Source organism: Allobosea minatitlanensis (assembly GCF_964020775.1).
Genome location: NZ_OZ224509.1, coordinates 3,800,387 through 3,819,739, shown reverse-complemented (window position 1 = coordinate 3,819,739; position 19,353 = coordinate 3,800,387). Strand labels below are relative to the sequence as shown.

The following is a 19,353-nucleotide window of genomic DNA, read 5'->3' as shown; positions in this document are numbered from 1 at the left end:
GATCAGGTCACGCGTTCCCTATCAATACGTTAGAGACGGATCGATCAGGTTGGCCCAGCCTGATCGATCCGTCCCTCGCCGACTGGAGTTCCCCGATGGCGTCCGATGCCGATCTGCTCGCCGACCGCCGCAATCTGCGGCGCAAGCTGACGCTCTGGCGCGTGCTGGCCGTCCTGGGGGTGATCGCGGCGGCCGTCATCGGCGGCCTCGCCTGGCGCGGCGATGGGCCGATCTCCCTCTCCAGCCCGCATATCGCCCGCGTCTCGATCTCGGGCTTCATCTCGGGGGACCGACGCACCCTGGACCTGATCAAGTCGGTCGGCGACAGCAAGGCGGTGTCCGGCGTCGTGCTCGACATCAACAGCCCCGGCGGCACCGCCTCCGGCGCCGAGGCGCTGCATATCGCGCTGCGCGAGCTCGCGGCCAAGAAGCCGGTGGTCACGGTGGTCGGCGGGCTGGCGGCCTCCGGCGGCTATATCGCGGCGATGGGCACCGACCATATCGTCGCGCGCGAGACCTCGCTCGTCGGCTCGATCGGCGTGCTCTTCCAGTATCCCAATGTCAGCCAGTTGCTGGGCACGGTCGGGGTCAAGGTCGAGGAGGTCAAGTCGAGCCCGCTGAAGGCGGCGCCGAACGGCTTCGAGCCGACCTCGCCCGAGGCGCGCGCCGCGCTGCAGAGCGTCGTCGACGACAATTACCGCTGGTTCAAGCAGATGGTGCGCGACCGGCGCCGCCTCGACGACGCCCAGCTCGGCGCCGCCTCCGACGGGCGCGTCTTCTCCGGGCGCCAGGCCCTGGCCCTGAAGCTGATCGACGAACTCGGCGGCGAGCGCGAGGGCATCGCCTGGCTGGAAAAGGAGAAGAAAGTCGCCAAGGACCTCAAGGTTCGCGACTGGAGGCCGCGCAGCAGCGCCTCGCGCTTCGGGCTGTGGAGCCTCGCCGAGGTGGGCGCGCGTCTCGCCGGCCTCGACGGGCTGGCGGCGTCGATCGCCCGGGCGGCGGATCAGCCCGTCGGCTTGCGGCTTGACGAGCCTCTGGCGCTCTGGCAGCCTGCCGCTGAAAAGTGATGTTGATACAAATGGTTATACTCCAGCGATGATTAAATCAGAACTTGTTCAGCGGATCGCCGAGCAGAACACCCATCTCTATCAGCGCGACATCGAGAACATCGTCTCGGCGATCCTGGACGAGATCGTGAAGGCGCTGGCGCGGGGAGATCGGGTCGAGCTGCGCGGCTTCGGCGCCTTTTCCCGCAAGGCGCGCTCGGCCCGCATCGGCCGCAACCCGCGTACCGGCGACGCGGTCGAGGTCGAGGAGAAGTTCGTGCCCGTCTTCAAGACGGGCAAGGAGCTGCGCCTGCGCCTCAACGGCAAGGCGTGAGCGCCGGGTCGTCGCGCGTCCTGTCGGAGGCGATGACGATGATCCATCTCATTGTTGGAGCGTCGGATTCTTCCGAAAAGTGGATTCCATTTTTCCGGCCCGACGCTCGAGAGCCGGCGGTTTTGCGAATGCCGCCACGGAGATTGCGATGAAGGCCTTCTTCAAGGCGCTGGTGCTGGTGCCGATCGCGCTGCTGATCGTGCTGTTCTCGATCGCCAACCGGGCGCCGGTGCGGATCTCGCTCGACCCCTTCAGCCGGGATCTACCGACGCTGTCCTATGAGGCCCCGCTCTTCCTGGTCGTGCTGGCCGCGATCTTCCTCGGCGTGCTGATCGGCGGGCTGGCCTCCTGGCTCGCCCAGGGCAAGCACCGCAAGGCGGCGCGCCGCAGCCGCCGCGAGGTCGAGACCCTGCGCTCGGAGACGCAGGCCCTGCGCTCGGCCGTGCCGGACTCCGCCCTGCCGGCGCTGACCGACGGACGGAACTGATGCGCCTTTTCGATGCGGCCGAGATCGACGCCGCCCTGAGCTATCCCGGCCTGATCGACATCCTCGACGAGGCCTTCCGCGGCGAGGTGATCGCGCCCAAGCGGGGCCAGTACGCCATCGAGCGCCCGGGCGAGGCCGACGCCGTCCTGCTGACCATGCCGGCCTGGAGCGGCCCGGCGGCGGAGAAGCCCTATATCGGCACCAAGATCGTCTCGGTCTTCTTCGGCAACGGCAAGCGCAACCTGCCGGGAGTGATGGGCGCCTATCTGCTGATGGACGGCGCAACCGGCCGGCCGCTCGCGGTCATGGACGGCAACCGCCTGACCACCTGGCGCACCGCCGCGGCTTCCGCCCTGGCCTCGCGCTACATGTCCAACCCCGAGGCCAGCCACATGCTGATGGTGGGCGCCGGGGCGCTCGCTCCCTTCATCGTCAAGGCGCATCGCTCGGTCCGGCCCCTGACCGACATCGCGATCTGGGCGCGTCGGCCCGAGGCGGCCGAGGCCACGGTGGCGGAGCTGGCGAGGGAGGGCATCGCCGCCCGCGCCACCACCGACCTCGAAGGCGAGGCCCGCACCGCCGACATCATCTCCTGCGCCACCAACGCCACCGAGCCGCTGATCCACGGCCACTGGCTCAAGCGCGAGGCGCATCTCGATCTGATCGGCGGCTTCACCATGCAGATGCGCGAGGCCGATGCCGACGCGCTGCATCGCGCCCGCGTCGTCGTCGATTCCAGCAAGGCGATCGACGAGGGCGGCGACGTCGCCGTCGCCATCGCCGAGGGCAGCTACAGCGCCGACAAGGTCGCCGGCACGCTGGCCGATCTCTGCCATGGGCGCATCGAGGGCGGGGTGGCGGGCGGCGGCATCACGCTGTTCAAGTCCGTCGGCGTCGCGCTCGAGGATCTCGCCGCGGCGGTCGCCGTCTGGGAGCGGGGCGAGGGCGCCTGATCGCCTCAGCGGCGCGAGCGAACGATGCCCGGCACGATCGAACTCACCGAGGAGGAGCGCAGCTATGTCGCGCAGGGCGCCGCCGCGAAGGCGGGCTTCCTGCCGGCGCTGCTGGGCTGGCTGCCCTATCTCGGGCCCGTCGTCCTGTTCGGCGCCTATGGCGTCGCGATCCGGGACCTGACGGCGGTCGCGCTGGCCTTCGCCTGCCTGCTCGGGCTGAATCTGTGGTGGCTTCACGGCCAGAGCCGGTCGGCGGCGCTGTTCCGGTCGGTCTGCGCGAAGATCCAGGCGGCGGCGTCCGGCCGGGCGGGGCCGGGCGCGCCTTCCGCTTGACCGGCGCTCGCCTCGCCGCCGAAGCTGCCCGCATGGGTCATCTGCGCCGAATCATTCCGCTTCTCCTCGTCATGGCCGGCGCGCTGCCGGCGGCCGGCCTGGCGCAGTCCACGGCCGAGCAGGAGGCGAGGACCCGCGCCGCCAATCTCGCCCAATGGCCTGATGCCGCCCGCTCCCTCTTCGGCCGGAAGACGACCCCGGCGCATCTGCCGCCGCGCGCGATCGGCTCCTATGCCCGCGGCTGCCTCGCCGGCGGCGCGGCGCTGCCGCCCGACGGGCCGAGCTGGCAGGTGATGCGGCTCAACCGCAACCGCAACTGGGGCCACCCGGTCCTGATCGACTATCTCGAGAAGCTCGCCCGCGACGTGCCGCGCATCACCGGCTGGGCCGGGCTGCTGGTCGGCGACATGTCGCAGCCGCGCGGCGGGCCGATGCTGACCGGCCATGCCTCGCACCAGATCGGCCTCGACGCCGATATCTGGCTGACGCCGATGCCGAAGGGCAGGCTCGACCGCGACCAGCGCGAGAACATGCCGGCGGTCAACATGGCCCGCGCCGACTGGCGCGACGTCGATCCGCGCGCCTGGACGCCGGCTCATGTCCGGCTGCTGCGCGCCGTCGCCGCCGATCCGAAGGTGGAGCGCATCTTCGTCAACCCGGCGCTGAAGGTCGCGCTCTGCCGCGAGCCCGGCGACCGGAGCTGGCTCGACAAGGTCCGGCCGATCTGGGGGCACAACTACCATTTCCACATCCGGCTGGCCTGCCCGGCCGGCATGGCGAGCTGCGTGCCCCAGGAGCCGCCGAATTTCGGCGATGGCTGCGGGGCCGAGCTCGCCGGCTGGGTCGAGCGCCAGTACAAGGCGATCTTCCACCCGCCGAAGCCCCGGCCGGGACCGAAGCCGAAGCCCAAGCCGCCGCTCTCGCTCGACGCCCTGCCGCCCGAATGCCGGCAGGTGCTGGCGGCGCCTTAGGGCTGCCAGCCCTCGCCCTCGGCATGAAATCGCTCATGGGGGCGGCCGGCCTTCAGCGCCGCGCCGTGCGCCCGGAGCTGTAGGCGAAGGGATCGTGGCCCGGGGTGATCGGCTGCGCCTCCTCGGAGTCCTGCTGGTCGACGACGCCGGAGCCGCCGCCGTCGCCGAGCACGGCCTCCTCCTCCGAGGGCTCGACCGCGCCGGGCAGGGCGAGCGGCCCGGCCGCCTCGCTCGGCAGCGGCTGCGGCCGGAAGCGCGGGCGCTCCTGGCTCTGGCGCTCCTGGCCCGAGCGCTCCTGGCCCTGGCGCGCGTCGTATTGCTGGAGAAAGCGCATCTGCGAATCCAGGCTGTTGTCCTGGCGTCCGCTATTGGCGACCGGGTAGCCGCCCTGCACCGCGCCCGGCGGGCGCAGCCCCCCGCTCGGCTGGCGCAGCATCGGCCCGCCGGCATAGGCGGTGGCGGCGGGCGCGGCGCCGCGCGTCGTCGCCGGGGCGGGCGCGCTCTGCGCCGAGGAATAGGTCCGCGACGGGTCCGGCGGCGGCAGGTTGTAGTTCGGCGTGTATTTGATGATCGGCTTGCAGATGTGCCGGCCCTTGGCGTGGCGGGCGAGGTCGATATGGATGTGGTCGTAATGCATCGGGTCGGCGCCCGGGCCGAGCACCGTGCCGAAATAGGTGCAGGCGCCGACGAAGATCTCGCGCAGGAAGTTCTGCTCCTCCGGCGAGCCGCGCCAGCCATCCTTGACCGTGACGACGCGGTTGTCGTTCAGCCGGAAGGAGAACACGTCGACGGCGTTGCCGAAGGCATGCTCGGAGGTGCGCGTCGTATAGGAGCCGTTGTTCATGGCGCGGCAGGAATAGGAGCCGGCCCGGATCTCGATCACCTGCGCGCCCAGGATGTTCATCGCGGCCGGCTGCACCACCTCGGCGAACCACCGGTCCGTCGTCGCCACCACGGGGCAGGCGAGCAGGGCCGGGCTCTTCAGGTTGACGCTGCCGTTCTGCAGGGCGGTGACCTTGAGCGGCTGCTGCATGCCGCAGGTCCCCGGCCCGTCGATCGCCTTGCCGCGCAGGCTGACATAGCTCGAGAGCTGCACCTGGCCGGAGGACAGGCAGGCCGCTTCCGCCTGGTCGCGCCAGGGCGCGCGCTGGGCCTTCTGGAATTTGCCGCAGCCGGCCAGCCCGGCGGCGCCGGCGAGGCCGAGTGCGATGATGGCGAGTTTCACGCGTCGCATGACCCATCAAATGCGAAGCGTTTGGTGAACGGTTTCTCAACCGACTGCGCCCCGGCCGCCACAGCCCGATTAACTTTGGCGAGGTGGTGAACGCCGGCTTAATCCGACGCTTCCGGCGTTAACCGGCAGGGCGCGCGCCGGGCCGGGCCGCCGCGACGGTCGAGCGCCAGCACAGTTGCGCGGCAAGGCGAGATGAGCCCGGCGCAGCTCCGGAAGAAGCCGTCGGCGCCGCCGGGAAGCGACTGCGGAGACCAGAAACATCCCCAAATCTATTCAAGGCTTTAACGTCGATTTAAGCATGATCTAGCCTTCGCCCCGGTGGCGCCACGATGCTGCCCCCTTGCGGCCGCCGTCGGTTCTGGTAGTTTCTGCGACAGGTCAATGACACAGGAGGGTGTGATGTCCGTCACGCTACGTCTCGACCGATTGATCATGGGAGCGGCCTTCGTTTTCATGATGGCGATCGTTTTGGGAGCGTTCTGACAAGGGTCAGTCTCGGAGTTTTCAGGACCGCAAGAGCCATAACAGGACGACGCCGCCGGGACCTCTCCCGGCGGCGTTTCCATGTCTGCGGCCGGACGGTTCCGGCGCTTTCAGCTTTCGGGGCAGGGCGTTTCCGTGACCTGCCAGGACATCAGGTTGGTCACCCGCCCGCAGGTCGCGATCCTGCGGCCCTGCGTCGTGCGGATGCAGGAGGCGGCGCCTTCCGCGACCTTGCGGCCGTCGTTCCAGCAGAAGCAGAGCGGTTCGGGCGCCTGGGCCAGGCGCGGCCCGTCGAGCGGGATGGCGGGCTCGCCCGCCCCGGCGCTTTCGGTGATGAGCAGGAGCACCGCGAACGCCAATAGCCAGCGCAGCAGGCGGTGTCGGCGAGGCCTCGGTTCGTCCGCGAACATGGCGCTCTCCCTCCGCCCGGTCCCGGTGGGAGGGCGGGCCGCCAGTCTAGCACAGCTTGCCGGCGGCTGCGACTGAAACCCATGCCGGATCGAAACGCTTCGGCCTTGAAACGCCTGGTCATGCCGCCCGGCCGGCGCGCAGCCGCCTTGCGGCCGGCGGGCGCCTTTCCCATATTGACGCTCGCTGAGCCTATGGAGGCTCCGGGAGGAAAAATGTCTCTGATCTCGCTCGCCCGTCACGGACGTGCCGTCGCCCTGGTCGTTGGAGCCCTGATGCTGGTGCCGCTGGCCGCCGAAGCGCGCCCCGGCGGCGGCCGCAGCTTCGGCAGCCGCGGCACCTTCACGCGCAGCGCGCCGCCGCCCACCCAGACCATTCCGGGCGGCGCCCAGCCTTTCCAGCGCAGCGCGCCCTCTTCGCCCTCCTATGCCAATCCGGGCATGGGTGCGGGCGCTGCCGCCCAGGCCGCCCGCCCGTCCTTCGCCCGCAACATGATGATGGGCATCGGCGCCGGCCTGCTCGGCGCCGGGCTGTTCGGCCTGCTCAGCGGCTCGGGCTTCTTCGGCGGTCTCGCCTCGCTCGGCGGCCTGCTCGGCTTCCTGCTGCAGATCGCCCTGATCGTCGGCGCCGTGATGCTGGCCATCCGCTTCTTCCGCCGCCGCTCCGAGCCGCAGCTCGCCGGCGCCGGCGCGCCCTATGCGCGCGAGGCCTATGGCGCGCGGCCGGATGCGCCGCGGCCCGGTTTCGGCGGTGGCGCGGCGCAGCCCGCCGCCACGCCGATCCAGCTCGAAGCAGCCGATTTCAATGCCTTCGAGCGCCTGCTCGGCGAGATCAACACGGCCTATTCCAACGAGGACGAGGCCGGGCTGCGCCGGCGCGTCACGCCGGAGATGTTCGGCTATTTCGACGAGGATCTGACCGAGAACGCCCGCCGCGGCGTCGCCGACCGCGTCTCCGACGTCAAGCTGCTGCAGGGCGACCTGTCGCAGGCCTGGCGCGAGGGCGCGACGGACTACGCCACCGTCTCGATGCGCTTCAGCCTGGTCAACGCGCTCTATGACCGCCAGAGCGGCCGCGTCGTCGAGGGCGACGCCAATGCCGTGCAGGAGGTCAGGGAGTTCTGGACCTTCCAGCGCGAGCGCGGCGGCGCCTGGCTGCTCTCGGGCATCCAGCAGGCGGCCTGACCGCCTCCACCGCAATGTTCGATCCGTGGACGGCCGGGGCGACCCGGCCGTTTCCATGTGGAGCGCCGAGGCGCGGTTTCGGGTGTCGCGGCCCGGCGAACCGGCTTATAGCGGGGTTTGCCTACCCGGCCGCTTCCGGCCGCACGCATTTCGGAGCCTGCCCATGAGTGACATGCGTCTCGTCGTCGTCGGTGCCGCTGGGCGCATGGGCCGCATGCTGATCAAAGCGATCGACCAGGCGCAGGGCTGCCGGCTCGCGGCGGCGGTGGAGCGTCCGGGCTCGCCCGCCCTCGGCGCCGATGCCGGCCCGCTCGCCGGCCTGCCGCCGCTCGGCGTCACCGTGACGGGAGACCCCGCGGCGGCCTTCGCCGGGGCCGATGCGGTGCTCGACTTCACCGCGCCCGGGGCGACCGTCGCCTTCGCGGAGCTGGCGGCGCAGGCCGGCATCCTCCATGTCGTCGGCACCACGGGGCTCGAGCCCTCCCATCTCCAGGCGCTGGCCGGGACGGCGCGGCGCATCCCGATCATCCGCTCCGGCAATATGAGCCTCGGCGTCAACCTGCTCGCCGCGCTGGTCCGCAAGGTCGCCGCGACCCTCGGCACCGACTGGGACATCGAGATCGTCGAGATGCATCACCGCATGAAGGTCGATGCCCCCTCCGGCACCGCCGTGCTGCTCGGGGAGGCCGCCGCCGAGGGCCGCGCCGTCGAGCTCGCCGAGCAGCGCGTCGCCGGGCGCGACGGCATCACCGGCGCGCGGGCGCCGGGCACGATCGGCTTTGCGGCGCTGCGCGGCGGCACCGTGGTCGGCGACCACAAGGTCATCTTCGCCGGCGCCGGCGAGCGGCTCGAGCTCGCCCATGTCGCGGAGGACCGCAGCCTCTTCGCGCAAGGCGCGGTGAGGGCGGCGCTCTGGGGCCGGGGCAGGGCGCCCGGCCTCTACTCCATGGCCGACGTGCTCGGCCTCGACGCGCTCTAGGCGGAGCGGGCCGATGACGCGCCTCGCCGTCGTCCCGGGCGTCTATCACTGGCCGGGCCGGCTCTCGGCCGGCGAGCAGGGCGCCCTGCTGGCGGAGCTGCGCGCCGTGGTGCGGCAGGCGCCCTTCTTCCAGCCGCGGATGCCGAAGACCGGAAAGCCCTTCTCGGTGCGGATGACGAATTGCGGCCCGCTCGGCTGGGTCTCCGACGAGGCCGGCTACCGCTACCAGCCGCTCCATCCCGAGACCCGCGAGCCCTGGCCGCTGCTGCCGGCGCCGCTGCTGGCGCTGTGGGAGGAGCTCTCCGGCTATCCGCATCCGCCGGAGGCCTGCCTCGTCAACCACTACGCCGCCGGTGCCAGGATGGGCCTGCATCAGGACCGCGACGAGCAGGAGTTCGACGCGCCGGTGCTCTCGGTCTCGCTCGGCGACGCCGCGCTCTTCCGCATCGGCGGGACGGCGCGCGGCGGCAGGACGACCTCGCTGAAGCTCGCCTCAGGCGACGTGCTGCTGTTCGGGGGCGCGGCGCGGCTGGCCTATCACGGCATCGACCGCATCCTCTCCGGCTCCTCGACGCTTCTGCCCGAGGGCGGGCGCATCAACCTGACGCTGCGCCGGGTGACGAAGCCGGATTGAGAGGCGCACCGGCCTATCCGGCCGTGCCGCCCGGCAGCCTCGGGAACGACCAGCCGAACAGCAGCGAGCCGGCCCTGAGCCCGAGGCAGGTGACGGCGCCGCCGAGCATGACGGCAAGGCCGCTCAGGCCGAGCCCGACCAGCAGGGCGGTGGCGACCGCGCCGGCCGTCGCGGCCGTGACGTAGAATTCACGGCTCCACAGCACCATCGGCCGGTCGCCGGCGAGGATGTCGCGCAGGATGCCGCCGAAGGTCGCGGTCATCGCGCCGAGCGCTACCGCCGACATCACCGGCGCACCGGCATCGAGGCCCCGCAGCGTGCCGATCACGGCGAAGAGCGAGACGCCGACCGCATCGGCCCAGAGCAGCAGGCGCCGCCCGCTCCAGCCCTCGAGCATGCCCGGGCGGAAATAGGCCAGCGTCCAGCCAGCGAGCGCGACCGCCGTGCAGATGACGACATCGGCGGGATCGCGCACCCAGAAGGCGCCGTGCCCGAGCAGCAATTCGCGCAGCGTCCCGCCGCCGACGCCGGTGACGGTGGCGAGCAGGATGAAGCCGAACGGATCCATGCCCTTGCGGGCGGCGACGAGGGCTCCGGTCAGCGCGAAAATGGCGACGCCGGCGCCCTCGAACATGGATCGGCGGCTTTCTCTCAGTGGCTCGCGGGCTTGTCGCCGCCGTTCTCGCCGGCCGGCGGCGGCTCCGCGGCCTTGGGCGCGCCGGCCGAGACGCCGACCAGGGCCGGGCGCAGCACGCGCTCGCCGATCTTGTAGCCGACCTGGACGACCTTCGAGACGAGGCCCTTCGGGATCGCCGCGTCGGGCGCCTCGAACATCGCCTGGTGCAGGTTCGGGTCGAATTTCTCGCCCTGCGGGTCGACCTTGCGGATGCCGTGGCGCTCCAGAGTCTTGAGCAATTCGCGCTCGGTCAGCTCGACGCCGTCATAGAGCGCCTTGAGCGTCGCGTCGGCGCCGCCGCGGGCCGCTTCCGGCACGCTCTCCAGGGCGCGGCGCAGATTGTCGGAGGAGCCGAGCAGGTCGCGGGCGAAGCTCGTCACCGCATAGGCCTTGGCATCGGCGAGCTCGCGCTCGGTGCGCCGGCGCAGATTCTCCATCTCGGCGAGCGTGCGCAGCAGCTTGTCCTTGAGATCGTCGCGCTCGGCCTGGAGCGCCGCGGTCCCGGCCTCGCTGCCGCCTTCGGCGGCCTGAGGCTGTCCGGCGGCGTTGGCCGCGGCTTCGAGGTTCGGGTCTTCCGTCGCAGGGTTCTGCGTCATCGCGTCTTCCAATTCCCTTCATCCGGCTCGCCGCGCCCGTTGCCCGACGCCATGCGATCGTCTCACGGTGCGCGGCCGCAGTCGCTGCCGATATCGGTCTTATGTTGGCCTAAATCAAGCTCGCGCCGGGAGTTTCGTCCGGGCCGAAGCCGCCTTGGCCCCCTCGAACTCGAAGACCTCGAGCAGCGCCTTGCGAATCGTGAGCTGGCGCGCCGTCGAGGTGATCTTCGCATGGGTCAGGTCGGTGACGTAGAAAACGTCGACCGCCTTCTCGCCGAAGGTCGCGATATGGGCGGAGGCGATGTTGAGGTTGAGCTTCCCGATCGCGGTGGTGAGGTCGTAGAGCAGGCCCGGCCGGTCGAGCCCCGAGACCTCCAGCACCGTGTGGCGGCTGGAGAGCACGTTGTCGATGACGATCTCCGGGGCGAGCTGGAAGGTCTGGCCGCGCGGCGGCGGCGCGCGCCGCTGCGCCACGAGGTCGGCGATCCTGATCTCGCCCTTCAGCGCCCGCTCGATCGCGGCGGCGATGCGCTCGGCCCGGCGCAGCTCGTCGTCGTCGCGGTCGAAGGCGCGCGAGACCGAGATCGTGTCGAGCACCTGCCCGTCGCTGGTGGTGAAGATCTGCGCATCGGCGATGTTGCCGCCGGCCGCGGCGCAGGCGCCGGTGACGATGGCGAGCAGCCGCGGATGGTCGGGCGCCAGCACGGTCAGCTTGGTGACGCCGCGGAACTGGTCGGTCTCGACCATGGTCGCGGTCAGGCGCCCGGCCTTCTCGGCCGCGCGCAGGAAGCGGGCGTGCCGCTCCTGGTCGGCGATGTCGACCTTGATCCAGTAGGCCGGATAGTGGCGCGCGATGTAGGCGTCGCGCTCCTCCTCCGGCCAGTCCGCCAGGCGCTGGCGCAGCTCCTCCTGCTTCTGGGCGACGCGCGCCTTGCGCTCGACGGCCGAATGGCCGCCGGTGAGAACGATCTCGGTCTCGTAGTAGAGCGTGCGCAGGAGCTGGCCCTTCCACCCGTTCCAGACGCCGGGGCCGACCGCCTTGATGTCGGCGACGGTGAGGATCAGCAGCAGCTTCAGTCGCTCCAGCGTCTGCACGGTGGCGGCGAAGCTCTCGATCGTCTTCGGGTCGCCGAGGTCGCGGCTCTGGGCGATGGTCGACATGTCGAGATGGTGCTCGACCAGCCAGGCGACCGTCTCCGTCTGGCCCGGCGTCAGCCCGAAGCGCGGCCCGAGCTTGCGCGCGATGCGCGCCCCCGCGATCGAATGATCCTCCGGCCGGCCCTTGGCGATGTCGTGCAGGAACAGCGCGACATAGAGCGCCCGCCGGTTGGCGATGCTGGGCATGATCTCGTTGGAGAGCGGATGCTCGGCCTCCAGCCCGCCCGCGTCGATCTCGGCCAGCACGCCGATGGCGCGGATCAGATGCTCGTCCACCGTGTAGTGGTGGTACATGTTGAACTGCATCATCGCCACGACCCGGCCGAAATCCGGGATGAAGCGGCCGAGCAGCCCGGATTCGTTCATCCGCCGCAGCACCACCTCGGGCGAGCGCCGCGCGGTCAGGATCTCGAGGAAGATGCGGTTGGCCTCGGGGTCGGTGCGCAGGCCGGGCGTCACCAGCCGGAGAGACTGGGTCACCAGCCGGCTCGTATCGGGATGGATGGCGAGGTCCTCGCGGCTGGCGATCTGGTAGAGCCGCAGCAGGTTGACCGGGTCGCGCTCGAAGGCGCTGTCGTCGACGACGGCGAGGCGCTGGCCCTTCAGCGTGAAGTCGGTATGGCCGAGCGCCCGCACGCGCTTGCGCTTGGCGAGGGAGCCGAGCAGATGCGACAGGCTGGCGCGCGGCTTCTGCTGGCGCGCCTCCAGCGCCGCGCAGACGATGGCGGTGAGGTCGCCGACATCCTTGGCGACGAGGAAATAGGCCTTCATGAAGCGCTCGACCGGCTCCTGGCCCTTGCGGCCGGCATAGCCGACCGCGGCCGCGACCTGGCGCTGCAGGTCGAAGGACAGCCGCTCCTCGGCGCGGCCGGTGATGAAGTGCAGCCAGCAGCGCACCCGCCAGAGGAAGTCCTCCGAGCGCCGGAACATCTGGAGCTCCTGCCGGTCGAACAGCCCGGCGGCGACCAGATCGCGCGCATCCTGCACGCGATAGGCGTATTTCGCGATCCAGAACAGGGTGTTGAGGTCGCGCAAGCCGCCCTTGCCGTCCTTGACGTTGGGCTCGACCAGATAGCGCGAGGCGCCGGCGCGCTGGACGCGCGTCTCGCGCTCCGACAGCTTCGCCTCGGTGAAGGCCGCCGCCGTGCCCTCGACGACCTCGGCGTCGAAGCGCCGGACCATCTCGTCGAACAGCGCCCGGTCGCCGGCCAGGAAGCGCGCCTCCAGCAGCGCCGTGCGGATCGTCATGTCGGCCCGCGCCTCGCGGATGCAGTCGTCGACCGAGCGGACGGAGTGGCCGGTCTTCAGCTTCAGGTCCCAGAGCGGGTAGAGCATCGACTCGACCACGCTCTCGCCCCAGGCGGTCTGCTTGTGCGGGAACAGGAAGAGCAGGTCGACATCCGAGCCCGGCGCCAGCGTGCCCCGGCCATAGCCGCCCACCGCGGCGACCGCGATATGCTCGGATTGCGAGGGGTTGTCGGCCGGATAGAAATAGCCCGTCGCCGCCTTGTGCAGGGCGACCATGACCGCGTCCATCACCGCCGAGAGCCGCTGCGCGCAGGCGAGGCCGCTGCGCTGCGCGACGAGGATCGCCCGGGCCGAGTCCCGGCCGTCGTCGAGGAGCTGCCGCAGCGCGGCGACGAGGAGCCGGCGCTTCTCGGCCTTGTCGCGCCGGTGCCCGGATTCGAGCAGCCGGGCCGTGCCGGCTTCGGCATCCTGCAGCATCTCGGGCAGCGGCAGGGCGGGCTTCTCGGCGGGGGCTGGCACGGCGGCAGGATCTCGTGGGGGCGCCTGTTTCTATCATGGTGGGGAGCGGCGACGGAAAGGTCAAATTAAACGGAATAATATGTGAATTACGGATAATGACATAGTGGATTGTATTGTTTGACATACAGAACGATCAGACCTAAGAAGCGGATACGCGCCGATTTGAGCCGTCAGCTTGCGGGCGCGAAACAAGTGCAGCTAAAGCGTGGGGAAGGGGCGTCTGCGCCCGCATCCCTCGCATCGTCGCAAGAGGGATCACCCGATGACCAGCATCACCCGCCGCCTCGCGCTCGCCGCCCTGGCCGCCGCCGCGCTCGCCGCCCCGGCCCTGGCGCAGCCCAAGGAAATCCGCCTCGACTACGCGACCTACAATCCCGTCAGCCTGGTGCTGAAGGAGCGCGGAACGCTGGAGAAGGCGCTGGAGGCCGAGGGCATCAAGGTGCGCTGGGTCTTCTCGGCCGGCTCCAACAAGGCGCTCGAATTCCTCAATGCCGGTTCGATCGATTTCGGCTCCACCGCCGGCGCCGCGGCGCTGATCGGCAAGATCAACGGCAATCCGATCAAGTCGGTCTATGTCTATTCGCGCCCCGAATGGACGGCGCTCGTCACCGGCGCGAAGAGCGAGATCACCAAGGTCTCGGACCTCAAGGGCAAGCGCATCGCGGTCACCCGCGGCACCGACCCGCATATCTTCCTCGTGCGCGCGCTGGCCGACGCCAGGCTGACCGAGAAGGACGTCAAGCTCGTCCTGCTCCAGCACGCCGATGGCCGGCTCGCGCTGGAGCGCGGCGATGTCGAGGCCTGGGCCGGGCTCGACCCGCTGATGGCGGCGGCGGAGGTCGAGAGCGGCGCCAGGCTGTTCTACCGCAAGGCCGAGGACAACACCTGGGGAATCCTCAATGTCCGCGAGGCCTTCGCCAAGGAGAACCCGGACCTCGTGCGCAAGGTGCTCGCCGCCTATGAGGAGGCGCGCCGCTACGCCCTCGCCAATCCCGCCGGGCTGAAGAAGGTGCTGGTCACCTACACCAAGCTGCCCGAGCCGGTGATCGAGCGCCAGCTCAGCCGCACCGAGCTGACCCATTCCGCCATCGGCCCGGCGCAGATCGAGAGCATCACCGCGGCCGGCGTCGCGCTCAAGGATGCCGGCGTCCTGCCTGCCGCGACCGATGTGAAGGCGGCGGTGGATTCGCTGGTCGACCGCAGCTTCGTCGCGACCAACTGAGGCGCGCCCGGGCCGATGAGCGCCGTCGAGGCAGGAGCGCTAGATACGGTCGAATCCGCGCCGCGCGGCAGGGCGGCGCCGGCCCGCTCCGGCCTGGCCTGGCTCGGCTTTGTGCTGCCGCTGCTCCTCGCCTTGCTCTGGGAGGCGCTGGTCGCAGCCGGCCTCGCCAATGGCCGGCTGATGCCGCCGCCCAGCGTCGTCGGCCGCACGCTCTGGGAGCTGGCGGCATCCGGCGAATTGCTGACCCATGCGGCGGCGACCCTGTCGCGGGTCGGCGCCGGCTTCGGCCTCGGCGCCCTGGCGGGGACGGTGCTCGGCGCCCTGACCGGGGCCCTGCCGGTGGCGCAGCGTCTGCTCGACCCCACCTTGCAGGCGCTGCGCGCGATCCCCTCCATCGCCTGGGTGCCGCTCTTCATCCTCTGGCTCGGCATCTTCGAGGCCTCGAAGGTCGCGCTGATCGCGGTCGGCGTGTTCTTCCCGGTCTATCTCGGCGTCGCCGCCGCGATCCAGGGCATCGACCGCAAGGTCGTCGAGGTCGGCCGGGTGTTCCGCCTGTCGCGGCTGGCCATGGTCAGGCGCGTCCTGCTGCCGGCGATCCTGCCCGACTGGATCACGGCGCTGCGCTCGGGCCTCGGCCTCGGCTTCATGTTCGTGGTCGCGGCCGAGATCATGGGGGCGAGCGAGGGGCTCGGCTATCTGCTCGTGGACGGCCAGCAGCTCGGCCGCCCCGACACCATCATCGCGGCCATCATCAGCTTCGCCGTGCTCGGCAAGCTGGCCGACGGCCTGCTCGTCGCCATCACGCGGCCCTTCCTCGCCTGGCAGGATACGGCGCGCGACAAGCTCTGAGAGCCTCAACCGTGCTGAGTTTCGACCGGCTGTCCAAGACCTATGCCGACGGCACCCACGCCCTCTCGGCGATCGACCTCACGGTCGGGCGCGGCGAGATCGTCGCCCTGCTCGGCGGCTCCGGCTGCGGCAAGACCACCTTGCTCCGGCTCGTCGCCGGGCTCGACCGGCCGAGCGAGGGCGCGATCCGCCTCGACGGCGAGGTCGTGGCCGAGCCGCGCGCCGATGTCGGCGTCATCTTCCAGGAGCCGCGGCTCTTCCCCTGGCTCTGCGTGGCCGAGAATGTCGGCTTCGGCCTGTCGCATCTCTCGGCCTTCGAGCGCGAGGGGCTGGTGACCAATGCGCTCGTCCGCGTCGGCCTCGCCGGCCATGAGAAGCGCTGGCCGCGCGAATTGTCCGGCGGCCAGCAGCAGCGCGTCGCCATCGCCCGCGCCCTCGTCACCCGGCCGAAGCTGCTGCTGATGGACGAGCCCTTCTCGGCGCTCGACGCCACGACGCGCGCGAGCCTGCACGGCCACCTGCTGGCGCTCTGGCAGGAGAGCCGCCCCACCGTCGTCATGGTCACGCATGACGTCGAGGAGGCGGTGACGCTGGCCGACCGCATCGTGGTGATGCAGCCGAAGCCCGGCCGCGTCTTCGACGAGCTGGGCAATCCGCTCGCCCGCCCGCGCGACCGGCTCTCGCCGGCCTTCGAGGCGGCCAAGCGCGAGGCCCTGCGCGCGCTCGACCGTTCGTTGCGCCACGAGGCCCCGCATCAGGAGAAGGCGGCCGAGACGGCCGGCATGTGGTGGTAGCGGCCGCGGGGCGCGCCGGCCGCGCTGGCTTCGCGACGCGCATCGGCCTATCAGCCGCCAGACGCGCCGCCCCGGCGCCCCCAACATGATGTGAACGGGAGGATTGGTTCCATGGACGTCACCGCGCTGCGCGCCCTGCAGGCTCCGCTCAAGGACGGATACCGCAGCAACCCCGAGGCGGCGGTCGTCACGCTCAAGGCCCGGGGCGAGCTCGACGACCAGCATATCGCCTGCAAGGTCGAGACCGGCCGTGCCATCGCGCTCGCCGGCCTGCATCCGGCGACGGGCGGTTCGGGCGCCGAGCTCTGCTCCGGCGACATGCTGCTGGAGGCGCTGGTCGCCTGCGCCGGCGTGACGCTGAAGGCGGTCGCGACCGCGCTCGAGATCGAACTGAAGAAGGGCGTCGTCCGGGCCGAGGGCGATCTCGACTTCCGCGGCACGCTCGGCGTGGCCAAGGACGCGGCGGTCGGCTTCAAGGCGATCCGCCTCTTCTTCGACGTCGAGACCGACGCGCCGCAGGAGAAGCTCGACACGCTGCTGAAGCTCACCGAGCGCTACTGCGTCGTCTTCCAGACGCTGAACGTCAAGCCGGAGCTATCCGCCGCGCTCAATCGCGGCTGAGCAAAAAAGGCGTCGCATGGCCGTCCGATCCTGCGCTCCCGCTTGAGCCGATCCCGCTCGAGCGGGCATAACGGATTCCTCCGGTTTCGGGCGCGGACGATTATGTCCGGCCCCCGTCCGCCACCGGAACGATTTGAGCGCTGATATTGCGGAGAGCCTGTCATGCCCGTCATTGCCGCCATCGTCGGAGCCGTCTTCACCGGCGTGATCTACTGGATGCTCTGGGGCGGCGGCATGGAATATCTGCGCGATTCGCTTGCATCGCATGGTCAGCAGAAACACCGCGAAAAGCTGCAGCAGCGGCGCGCGGAAGCGGAGACCGAGTCGCGCCGCGTGGCGCTGCGCACCTTGCCGGAAACCCGCGACGGCGCCGTCGCGCTGATGTGCCTGGTGGCGTCCGAACGCGGCGAGCCGACCAGCGAGCAGCGCGACATGATCCGCTCCGAAATGAAGGCGATCCTCGAATACGGGGCCGATCTGGAGGAGCGCCTGGCACTGGCGCAGCATGCCGTCTCGCGCGCGCCGTCGCGGACCATGGCGATGCTCGACCTGCGCGATCTGATGCGGCCTCATCTGACGGCGGCCGAGTTCGGCGAGCTCTTCGCCATGCTGCGCCGCGTCGCCGCGCTCCATGGCGGTCCGACACAGGGGCAGGAGAGCCTGATCGCCGAGGCGGAGCGGACCTTGCCGCCTCACAGATAGGACGGTCGACGCAGTTGTCCGACCCCGCAGGCCTTATTCCGCCGCGCGCTTCAGCTCCAACCCCTTGGCGAAGGGCAGCTTCGGCTCGCTTGTCTCGTCGTCGAATTCGAGCGCGCCGATCTTCTCGGCGCGGCTCGTCACCTTGCCGGCCGAGGTCTTGATCTGGCCGACATCCTCCTGCGCCTGGCGGAAATGCGTGTCGAGCTTGTCGACGCGCTCGCCCAGCCGCCTCACGTCGTCGAGCAGCTTGCCGACCTCGGTCTGGATGACGCGGGCCTCCTCGCGCATCCTGGCATCGCGCACCAGCGACTGCATGAGCTGGATCGCCAGCGCCAGCAGCGAGGGCGAGACGATCATCACGCGGGCCCGGTGCGCCCGCTGCACGACATCGTCGAAATGCTCGTGCAGATCGGCATAGATCGATTCCGACGGCACGAAGAGCAGGGCGATGTCCTGCGTCTCGCCGGGCAGGAAATAGCGCTCGGCGATATCCTTCACATGCACGCCGACATCGTTGCGCACGCGCTGGCCGGCTGCCTTCCTGGCCTCCTCGCCGCGGGCCTCGCGCAGCAGCGTGAAGCTCTCCAGGGGGAATTTGGCGTCGATGACGAGGCCGCGCCCGTCGCCGGGAAGCGTCACGAGGCAATCCGGCCGGCGCCCGTTCGACAATTGCGGCTGGAAGGCGAAGAAGGCGGCGGGCAGCCCGTCGCGGACGATCGCCTCCATCCGGCCCTGGCCATAGGCGCCGCGCGCCTGCTTGTTGGCGAGCACGTCGCGGAGCGTCACCACTTCCGAGGTGAGGTCGGTCAGGTTCTTCTGGGCGGTGTCGATCACGGCCAGCCGCTCCTGCAGCTTGCCGAGGCTCTCGCTGGTCTGCTGGACGTTGCGCTCGAGCCCGGCGCCGACCTGCTGGCGCAAGCCGTCCATCCGCTCGGCGACGAGGCGGGCGAGATCGCCCTGCCGTGTCGAGAGGATCTCGGCCATCGACTGCATCCGCCCCGCGAGCTCGGCCTGCTGGCGGTTCATCTCCGCCACCTTGTCGTCCATCTCGCGGGCGCGCTCGGCCGCCATCGCGGCCTCGATCGCGCGGCTGCGGCTGCCGCGCCAGCTCGCCACCACCGCGATCAGCAGCAGTGCGAGGCTCAAGCCCGCGAAGCCGAGCGCCGCTTCCGCCCAGGTCACGGGCCGTTCGAGCAGGGTGAAGGCGATGGCGTTCATGCGGAAAGGCTAACCGATTCGCGCGCGGATGGCGAACGAAAGCGGAACAGTTTGACCGCTTGCCCACAAATGCTTATGTCCCGGGCTCAACAGCTCTTTTCCTGCGGAATCCCATGGCCATTCGCCCGCTCGTCATCCTGCCCGACAGCCAGCTCCGGCTCGTCTCGAAGCCGGTCGAGGCCGTCACGCCCGAGATCCGGACGCTGGTCGACGACATGTTCGAGACCATGTACGACGCGCCCGGCATCGGGCTCGCCGCGATCCAGGTCGGCGTGCCGCTGCGCGTCGTGACCATGGACCTGTCGAAGCGCGAGGCGAAGGACGAGGAGGAGCCGGAGCCGAAGAGGCCGCAGGTCTTCATCAATCCCGAAGTGACCTGGTCCTCCGCGGATTTCAGCGTCTACGAGGAAGGCTGCCTCTCGATCCCGGACTATTACGAGGAGGTCGAGCGGCCGGCGCAGGTCAAGGTCCGCTATACCGATCTCGACGGCAAGACGCAGGAGATCGCGGCCGACGGCCTGCTCGCCACCTGTCTCCAGCACGAGATCGACCATCTCAACGGCGTGCTCTTCATCGACCATCTCTCGCGGCTGAAGCGCGAGCGCGTCACCAAGAAATTCGCCAAGGCCGCCAAGCGCTCGGCAGCCTGAGGTTTTCGGGTCCGCCGGCCGCCCTTCCGGGCGGAGCCGGGCGCAGGTCCGGGA

General features: G+C 70.5%; 21 protein-coding genes. 15 read left to right on the top strand and 6 right to left on the bottom strand.

Translation table 11 applies throughout. The features are described from left to right. Window positions 1-95: 95 nt before the first annotated feature. The 6 genes from sppA to mepA all read left to right on the top strand — a co-directional run bounded on the left by sppA (window position 96) and on the right by mepA (window position 4,124). Window positions 96-1,067 (top strand): signal peptide peptidase SppA, encoded by a 972-nt coding sequence (gene sppA, locus ACWH43_RS18855; protein ID WP_158446213.1) that lies wholly within the window; start codon window positions 96-98, stop codon window positions 1,065-1,067. 28 nt (window positions 1,068-1,095) lie between these two features. Further along, window positions 1,096-1,380, top strand: coding sequence for an integration host factor subunit beta (gene ihfB / locus ACWH43_RS18850; protein ID WP_089176829.1), 285 nt, complete (start codon window positions 1,096-1,098; stop codon window positions 1,378-1,380). 148 nt (window positions 1,381-1,528) lie between these two features. Beyond that, the gene (locus ACWH43_RS18845) at window positions 1,529-1,867 is read left to right on the top strand and encodes a LapA family protein (protein WP_158446214.1); all 339 of its coding nucleotides are present in this window, start codon (window positions 1,529-1,531) and stop codon (window positions 1,865-1,867) included. Next, a complete protein-coding gene (locus ACWH43_RS18840) occupies window positions 1,867-2,820 on the top strand; it encodes an ornithine cyclodeaminase family protein (RefSeq protein ID WP_158446215.1) in 954 nt (317 codons plus the stop codon). The genes ACWH43_RS18845 and ACWH43_RS18840 overlap by 1 nt, the downstream gene beginning before the upstream one ends. Before the next feature lie 24 nt (window positions 2,821-2,844). Continuing rightward, complete coding sequence (locus tag ACWH43_RS18835) at window positions 2,845-3,153, top strand: hypothetical protein (protein ID WP_158446216.1); 309 nt, start codon at window positions 2,845-2,847, stop codon at window positions 3,151-3,153. 32 nt (window positions 3,154-3,185) lie between these two features. Further along, complete coding sequence (gene mepA, locus ACWH43_RS18830) at window positions 3,186-4,124, top strand: penicillin-insensitive murein endopeptidase (RefSeq protein ID WP_158446217.1); 939 nt, start codon at window positions 3,186-3,188, stop codon at window positions 4,122-4,124. Window positions 4,125-4,176: 52 nt separating this feature from the next. Here mepA and ACWH43_RS18825 read toward each other — a convergent pair whose 3' ends face one another. Together ACWH43_RS18825 and ACWH43_RS18820 are read right to left on the bottom strand one after the other, a co-directional pair. Next, complete coding sequence (locus tag ACWH43_RS18825; protein ID WP_158446218.1) at window positions 4,177-5,358, bottom strand: extensin-like domain-containing protein; 1,182 nt, start codon at window positions 5,356-5,358, stop codon at window positions 4,177-4,179. A gap of 593 nt (window positions 5,359-5,951) precedes the next feature. Next, window positions 5,952-6,251, bottom strand: coding sequence for a hypothetical protein (locus tag ACWH43_RS18820; protein ID WP_158446219.1), 300 nt, complete (start codon window positions 6,249-6,251; stop codon window positions 5,952-5,954). A 213-nt stretch (window positions 6,252-6,464) separates the two neighbouring features. Between ACWH43_RS18820 and ACWH43_RS18815 the strand changes: the two genes are divergently transcribed. The 3 genes from ACWH43_RS18815 to ACWH43_RS18805 all read left to right on the top strand — a co-directional run bounded on the left by ACWH43_RS18815 (window position 6,465) and on the right by ACWH43_RS18805 (window position 9,046). Further along, window positions 6,465-7,433, top strand: coding sequence for a Tim44 domain-containing protein (locus ACWH43_RS18815; RefSeq protein ID WP_158446220.1), 969 nt, complete (start codon window positions 6,465-6,467; stop codon window positions 7,431-7,433). A gap of 172 nt (window positions 7,434-7,605) precedes the next feature. Continuing rightward, window positions 7,606-8,412, top strand: a complete 807-nt coding sequence (dapB, locus tag ACWH43_RS18810; protein ID WP_158448021.1) for a 4-hydroxy-tetrahydrodipicolinate reductase — start codon at window positions 7,606-7,608, stop codon at window positions 8,410-8,412. A 13-nt stretch (window positions 8,413-8,425) separates the two neighbouring features. Next, entirely contained in the window at window positions 8,426-9,046 is a 621-nt protein-coding gene (locus tag ACWH43_RS18805; RefSeq protein ID WP_158448007.1) for an alpha-ketoglutarate-dependent dioxygenase AlkB family protein, read from the top strand. A 13-nt stretch (window positions 9,047-9,059) separates the two neighbouring features. Here ACWH43_RS18805 and ACWH43_RS18800 read toward each other — a convergent pair whose 3' ends face one another. The 3 genes from ACWH43_RS18800 to ACWH43_RS18790 all read right to left on the bottom strand — a co-directional run bounded on the left by ACWH43_RS18800 (window position 9,060) and on the right by ACWH43_RS18790 (window position 13,201). Continuing rightward, a complete protein-coding gene (locus ACWH43_RS18800; RefSeq protein ID WP_158448008.1) occupies window positions 9,060-9,680 on the bottom strand; it encodes a trimeric intracellular cation channel family protein in 621 nt (206 codons plus the stop codon). A 17-nt stretch (window positions 9,681-9,697) separates the two neighbouring features. Then, complete coding sequence (gene grpE / locus ACWH43_RS18795; protein WP_158448009.1) at window positions 9,698-10,318, bottom strand: nucleotide exchange factor GrpE; 621 nt, start codon at window positions 10,316-10,318, stop codon at window positions 9,698-9,700. A gap of 114 nt (window positions 10,319-10,432) precedes the next feature. Further along, on the bottom strand, window positions 10,433-13,201 hold the full coding sequence (locus ACWH43_RS18790) for a [protein-PII] uridylyltransferase (RefSeq protein ID WP_158448022.1): 2,769 nt from the start codon (window positions 13,199-13,201) through the stop codon (window positions 10,433-10,435). A gap of 304 nt (window positions 13,202-13,505) precedes the next feature. On the opposite strand from ACWH43_RS18790, the gene ACWH43_RS18785 reads away from it, so the two are divergent. From ACWH43_RS18785 to ACWH43_RS18765, 5 genes are all read left to right on the top strand, one after another. Continuing rightward, window positions 13,506-14,465, top strand: coding sequence for an aliphatic sulfonate ABC transporter substrate-binding protein (locus ACWH43_RS18785; protein WP_158448010.1), 960 nt, complete (start codon window positions 13,506-13,508; stop codon window positions 14,463-14,465). Between the two features lie 15 nt (window positions 14,466-14,480). Further along, on the top strand, window positions 14,481-15,314 hold the full coding sequence (locus ACWH43_RS18780) for an ABC transporter permease (RefSeq protein WP_158448011.1): 834 nt from the start codon (window positions 14,481-14,483) through the stop codon (window positions 15,312-15,314). A gap of 11 nt (window positions 15,315-15,325) precedes the next feature. Further along, window positions 15,326-16,108, top strand: a complete 783-nt coding sequence (locus ACWH43_RS18775; protein WP_158448012.1) for an ABC transporter ATP-binding protein — start codon at window positions 15,326-15,328, stop codon at window positions 16,106-16,108. Window positions 16,109-16,219: 111 nt separating this feature from the next. Then, a complete protein-coding gene (locus tag ACWH43_RS18770; protein WP_158448013.1) occupies window positions 16,220-16,729 on the top strand; it encodes an OsmC family protein in 510 nt (169 codons plus the stop codon). Between the two features lie 162 nt (window positions 16,730-16,891). Beyond that, a complete protein-coding gene (locus tag ACWH43_RS18765; RefSeq protein ID WP_158448014.1) occupies window positions 16,892-17,431 on the top strand; it encodes a hypothetical protein in 540 nt (179 codons plus the stop codon). A 33-nt stretch (window positions 17,432-17,464) separates the two neighbouring features. Here the strand turns inward: ACWH43_RS18765 and ACWH43_RS18760 are convergent, their stop codons facing one another. Continuing rightward, the gene (locus tag ACWH43_RS18760; RefSeq protein WP_158443742.1) at window positions 17,465-18,649 is read right to left on the bottom strand and encodes a DNA recombination protein RmuC; all 1,185 of its coding nucleotides are present in this window, start codon (window positions 18,647-18,649) and stop codon (window positions 17,465-17,467) included. 113 nt (window positions 18,650-18,762) lie between these two features. Here ACWH43_RS18760 and def point away from each other — a divergent pair, with 113 nt between their 5' ends. After that, window positions 18,763-19,299 (top strand): peptide deformylase, encoded by a 537-nt coding sequence (gene def, locus ACWH43_RS18755; protein ID WP_158443743.1) that lies wholly within the window; start codon window positions 18,763-18,765, stop codon window positions 19,297-19,299. Window positions 19,300-19,353 lie beyond the last annotated feature (54 nt).

What these genes read in the sequence shown, in the direction of transcription:
- ACWH43_RS18835 (WP_158446216.1), top strand. Translation starts at nt 2,845, where the DNA reads ATGCCCGGCACGATCGAACTCACCGAGGAGGAGCGCAGCTATGTCGCG.
- ACWH43_RS18815 (WP_158446220.1), top strand. Translation starts at nt 6,465, where the DNA reads ATGTCTCTGATCTCGCTCGCCCGTCACGGACGTGCCGTCGCCCTGGTC.
- sppA (WP_158446213.1), top strand. Translation starts at nt 96, where the DNA reads ATGGCGTCCGATGCCGATCTGCTCGCCGACCGCCGCAATCTGCGGCGC.
- ACWH43_RS18765 (WP_158448014.1), top strand. Translation starts at nt 16,892, where the DNA reads ATGCCCGTCATTGCCGCCATCGTCGGAGCCGTCTTCACCGGCGTGATC.
- ACWH43_RS18780 (WP_158448011.1), top strand. Translation starts at nt 14,481, where the DNA reads ATGAGCGCCGTCGAGGCAGGAGCGCTAGATACGGTCGAATCCGCGCCG.
- mepA (WP_158446217.1), top strand. Translation starts at nt 3,186, where the DNA reads ATGGGTCATCTGCGCCGAATCATTCCGCTTCTCCTCGTCATGGCCGGC.
- ihfB (WP_089176829.1), top strand. Translation starts at nt 1,096, where the DNA reads ATGATTAAATCAGAACTTGTTCAGCGGATCGCCGAGCAGAACACCCAT.
- def (WP_158443743.1), top strand. Translation starts at nt 18,763, where the DNA reads ATGGCCATTCGCCCGCTCGTCATCCTGCCCGACAGCCAGCTCCGGCTC.
- ACWH43_RS18820 (WP_158446219.1), bottom strand. Translation starts at nt 6,251, where the DNA reads ATGTTCGCGGACGAACCGAGGCCTCGCCGACACCGCCTGCTGCGCTGG.
- ACWH43_RS18760 (WP_158443742.1), bottom strand. Translation starts at nt 18,649, where the DNA reads ATGAACGCCATCGCCTTCACCCTGCTCGAACGGCCCGTGACCTGGGCG.
- ACWH43_RS18790 (WP_158448022.1), bottom strand. Translation starts at nt 13,201, where the DNA reads ATGCTGCAGGATGCCGAAGCCGGCACGGCCCGGCTGCTCGAATCCGGG.
- ACWH43_RS18805 (WP_158448007.1), top strand. Translation starts at nt 8,426, where the DNA reads ATGACGCGCCTCGCCGTCGTCCCGGGCGTCTATCACTGGCCGGGCCGG.
- ACWH43_RS18770 (WP_158448013.1), top strand. Translation starts at nt 16,220, where the DNA reads ATGGACGTCACCGCGCTGCGCGCCCTGCAGGCTCCGCTCAAGGACGGA.
- ACWH43_RS18845 (WP_158446214.1), top strand. Translation starts at nt 1,529, where the DNA reads ATGAAGGCCTTCTTCAAGGCGCTGGTGCTGGTGCCGATCGCGCTGCTG.
- ACWH43_RS18785 (WP_158448010.1), top strand. Translation starts at nt 13,506, where the DNA reads ATGACCAGCATCACCCGCCGCCTCGCGCTCGCCGCCCTGGCCGCCGCC.
- ACWH43_RS18800 (WP_158448008.1), bottom strand. Translation starts at nt 9,680, where the DNA reads ATGTTCGAGGGCGCCGGCGTCGCCATTTTCGCGCTGACCGGAGCCCTC.
- ACWH43_RS18840 (WP_158446215.1), top strand. Translation starts at nt 1,867, where the DNA reads ATGCGCCTTTTCGATGCGGCCGAGATCGACGCCGCCCTGAGCTATCCC.
- dapB (WP_158448021.1), top strand. Translation starts at nt 7,606, where the DNA reads ATGCGTCTCGTCGTCGTCGGTGCCGCTGGGCGCATGGGCCGCATGCTG.
- grpE (WP_158448009.1), bottom strand. Translation starts at nt 10,318, where the DNA reads ATGACGCAGAACCCTGCGACGGAAGACCCGAACCTCGAAGCCGCGGCC.
- ACWH43_RS18825 (WP_158446218.1), bottom strand. Translation starts at nt 5,358, where the DNA reads ATGCGACGCGTGAAACTCGCCATCATCGCACTCGGCCTCGCCGGCGCC.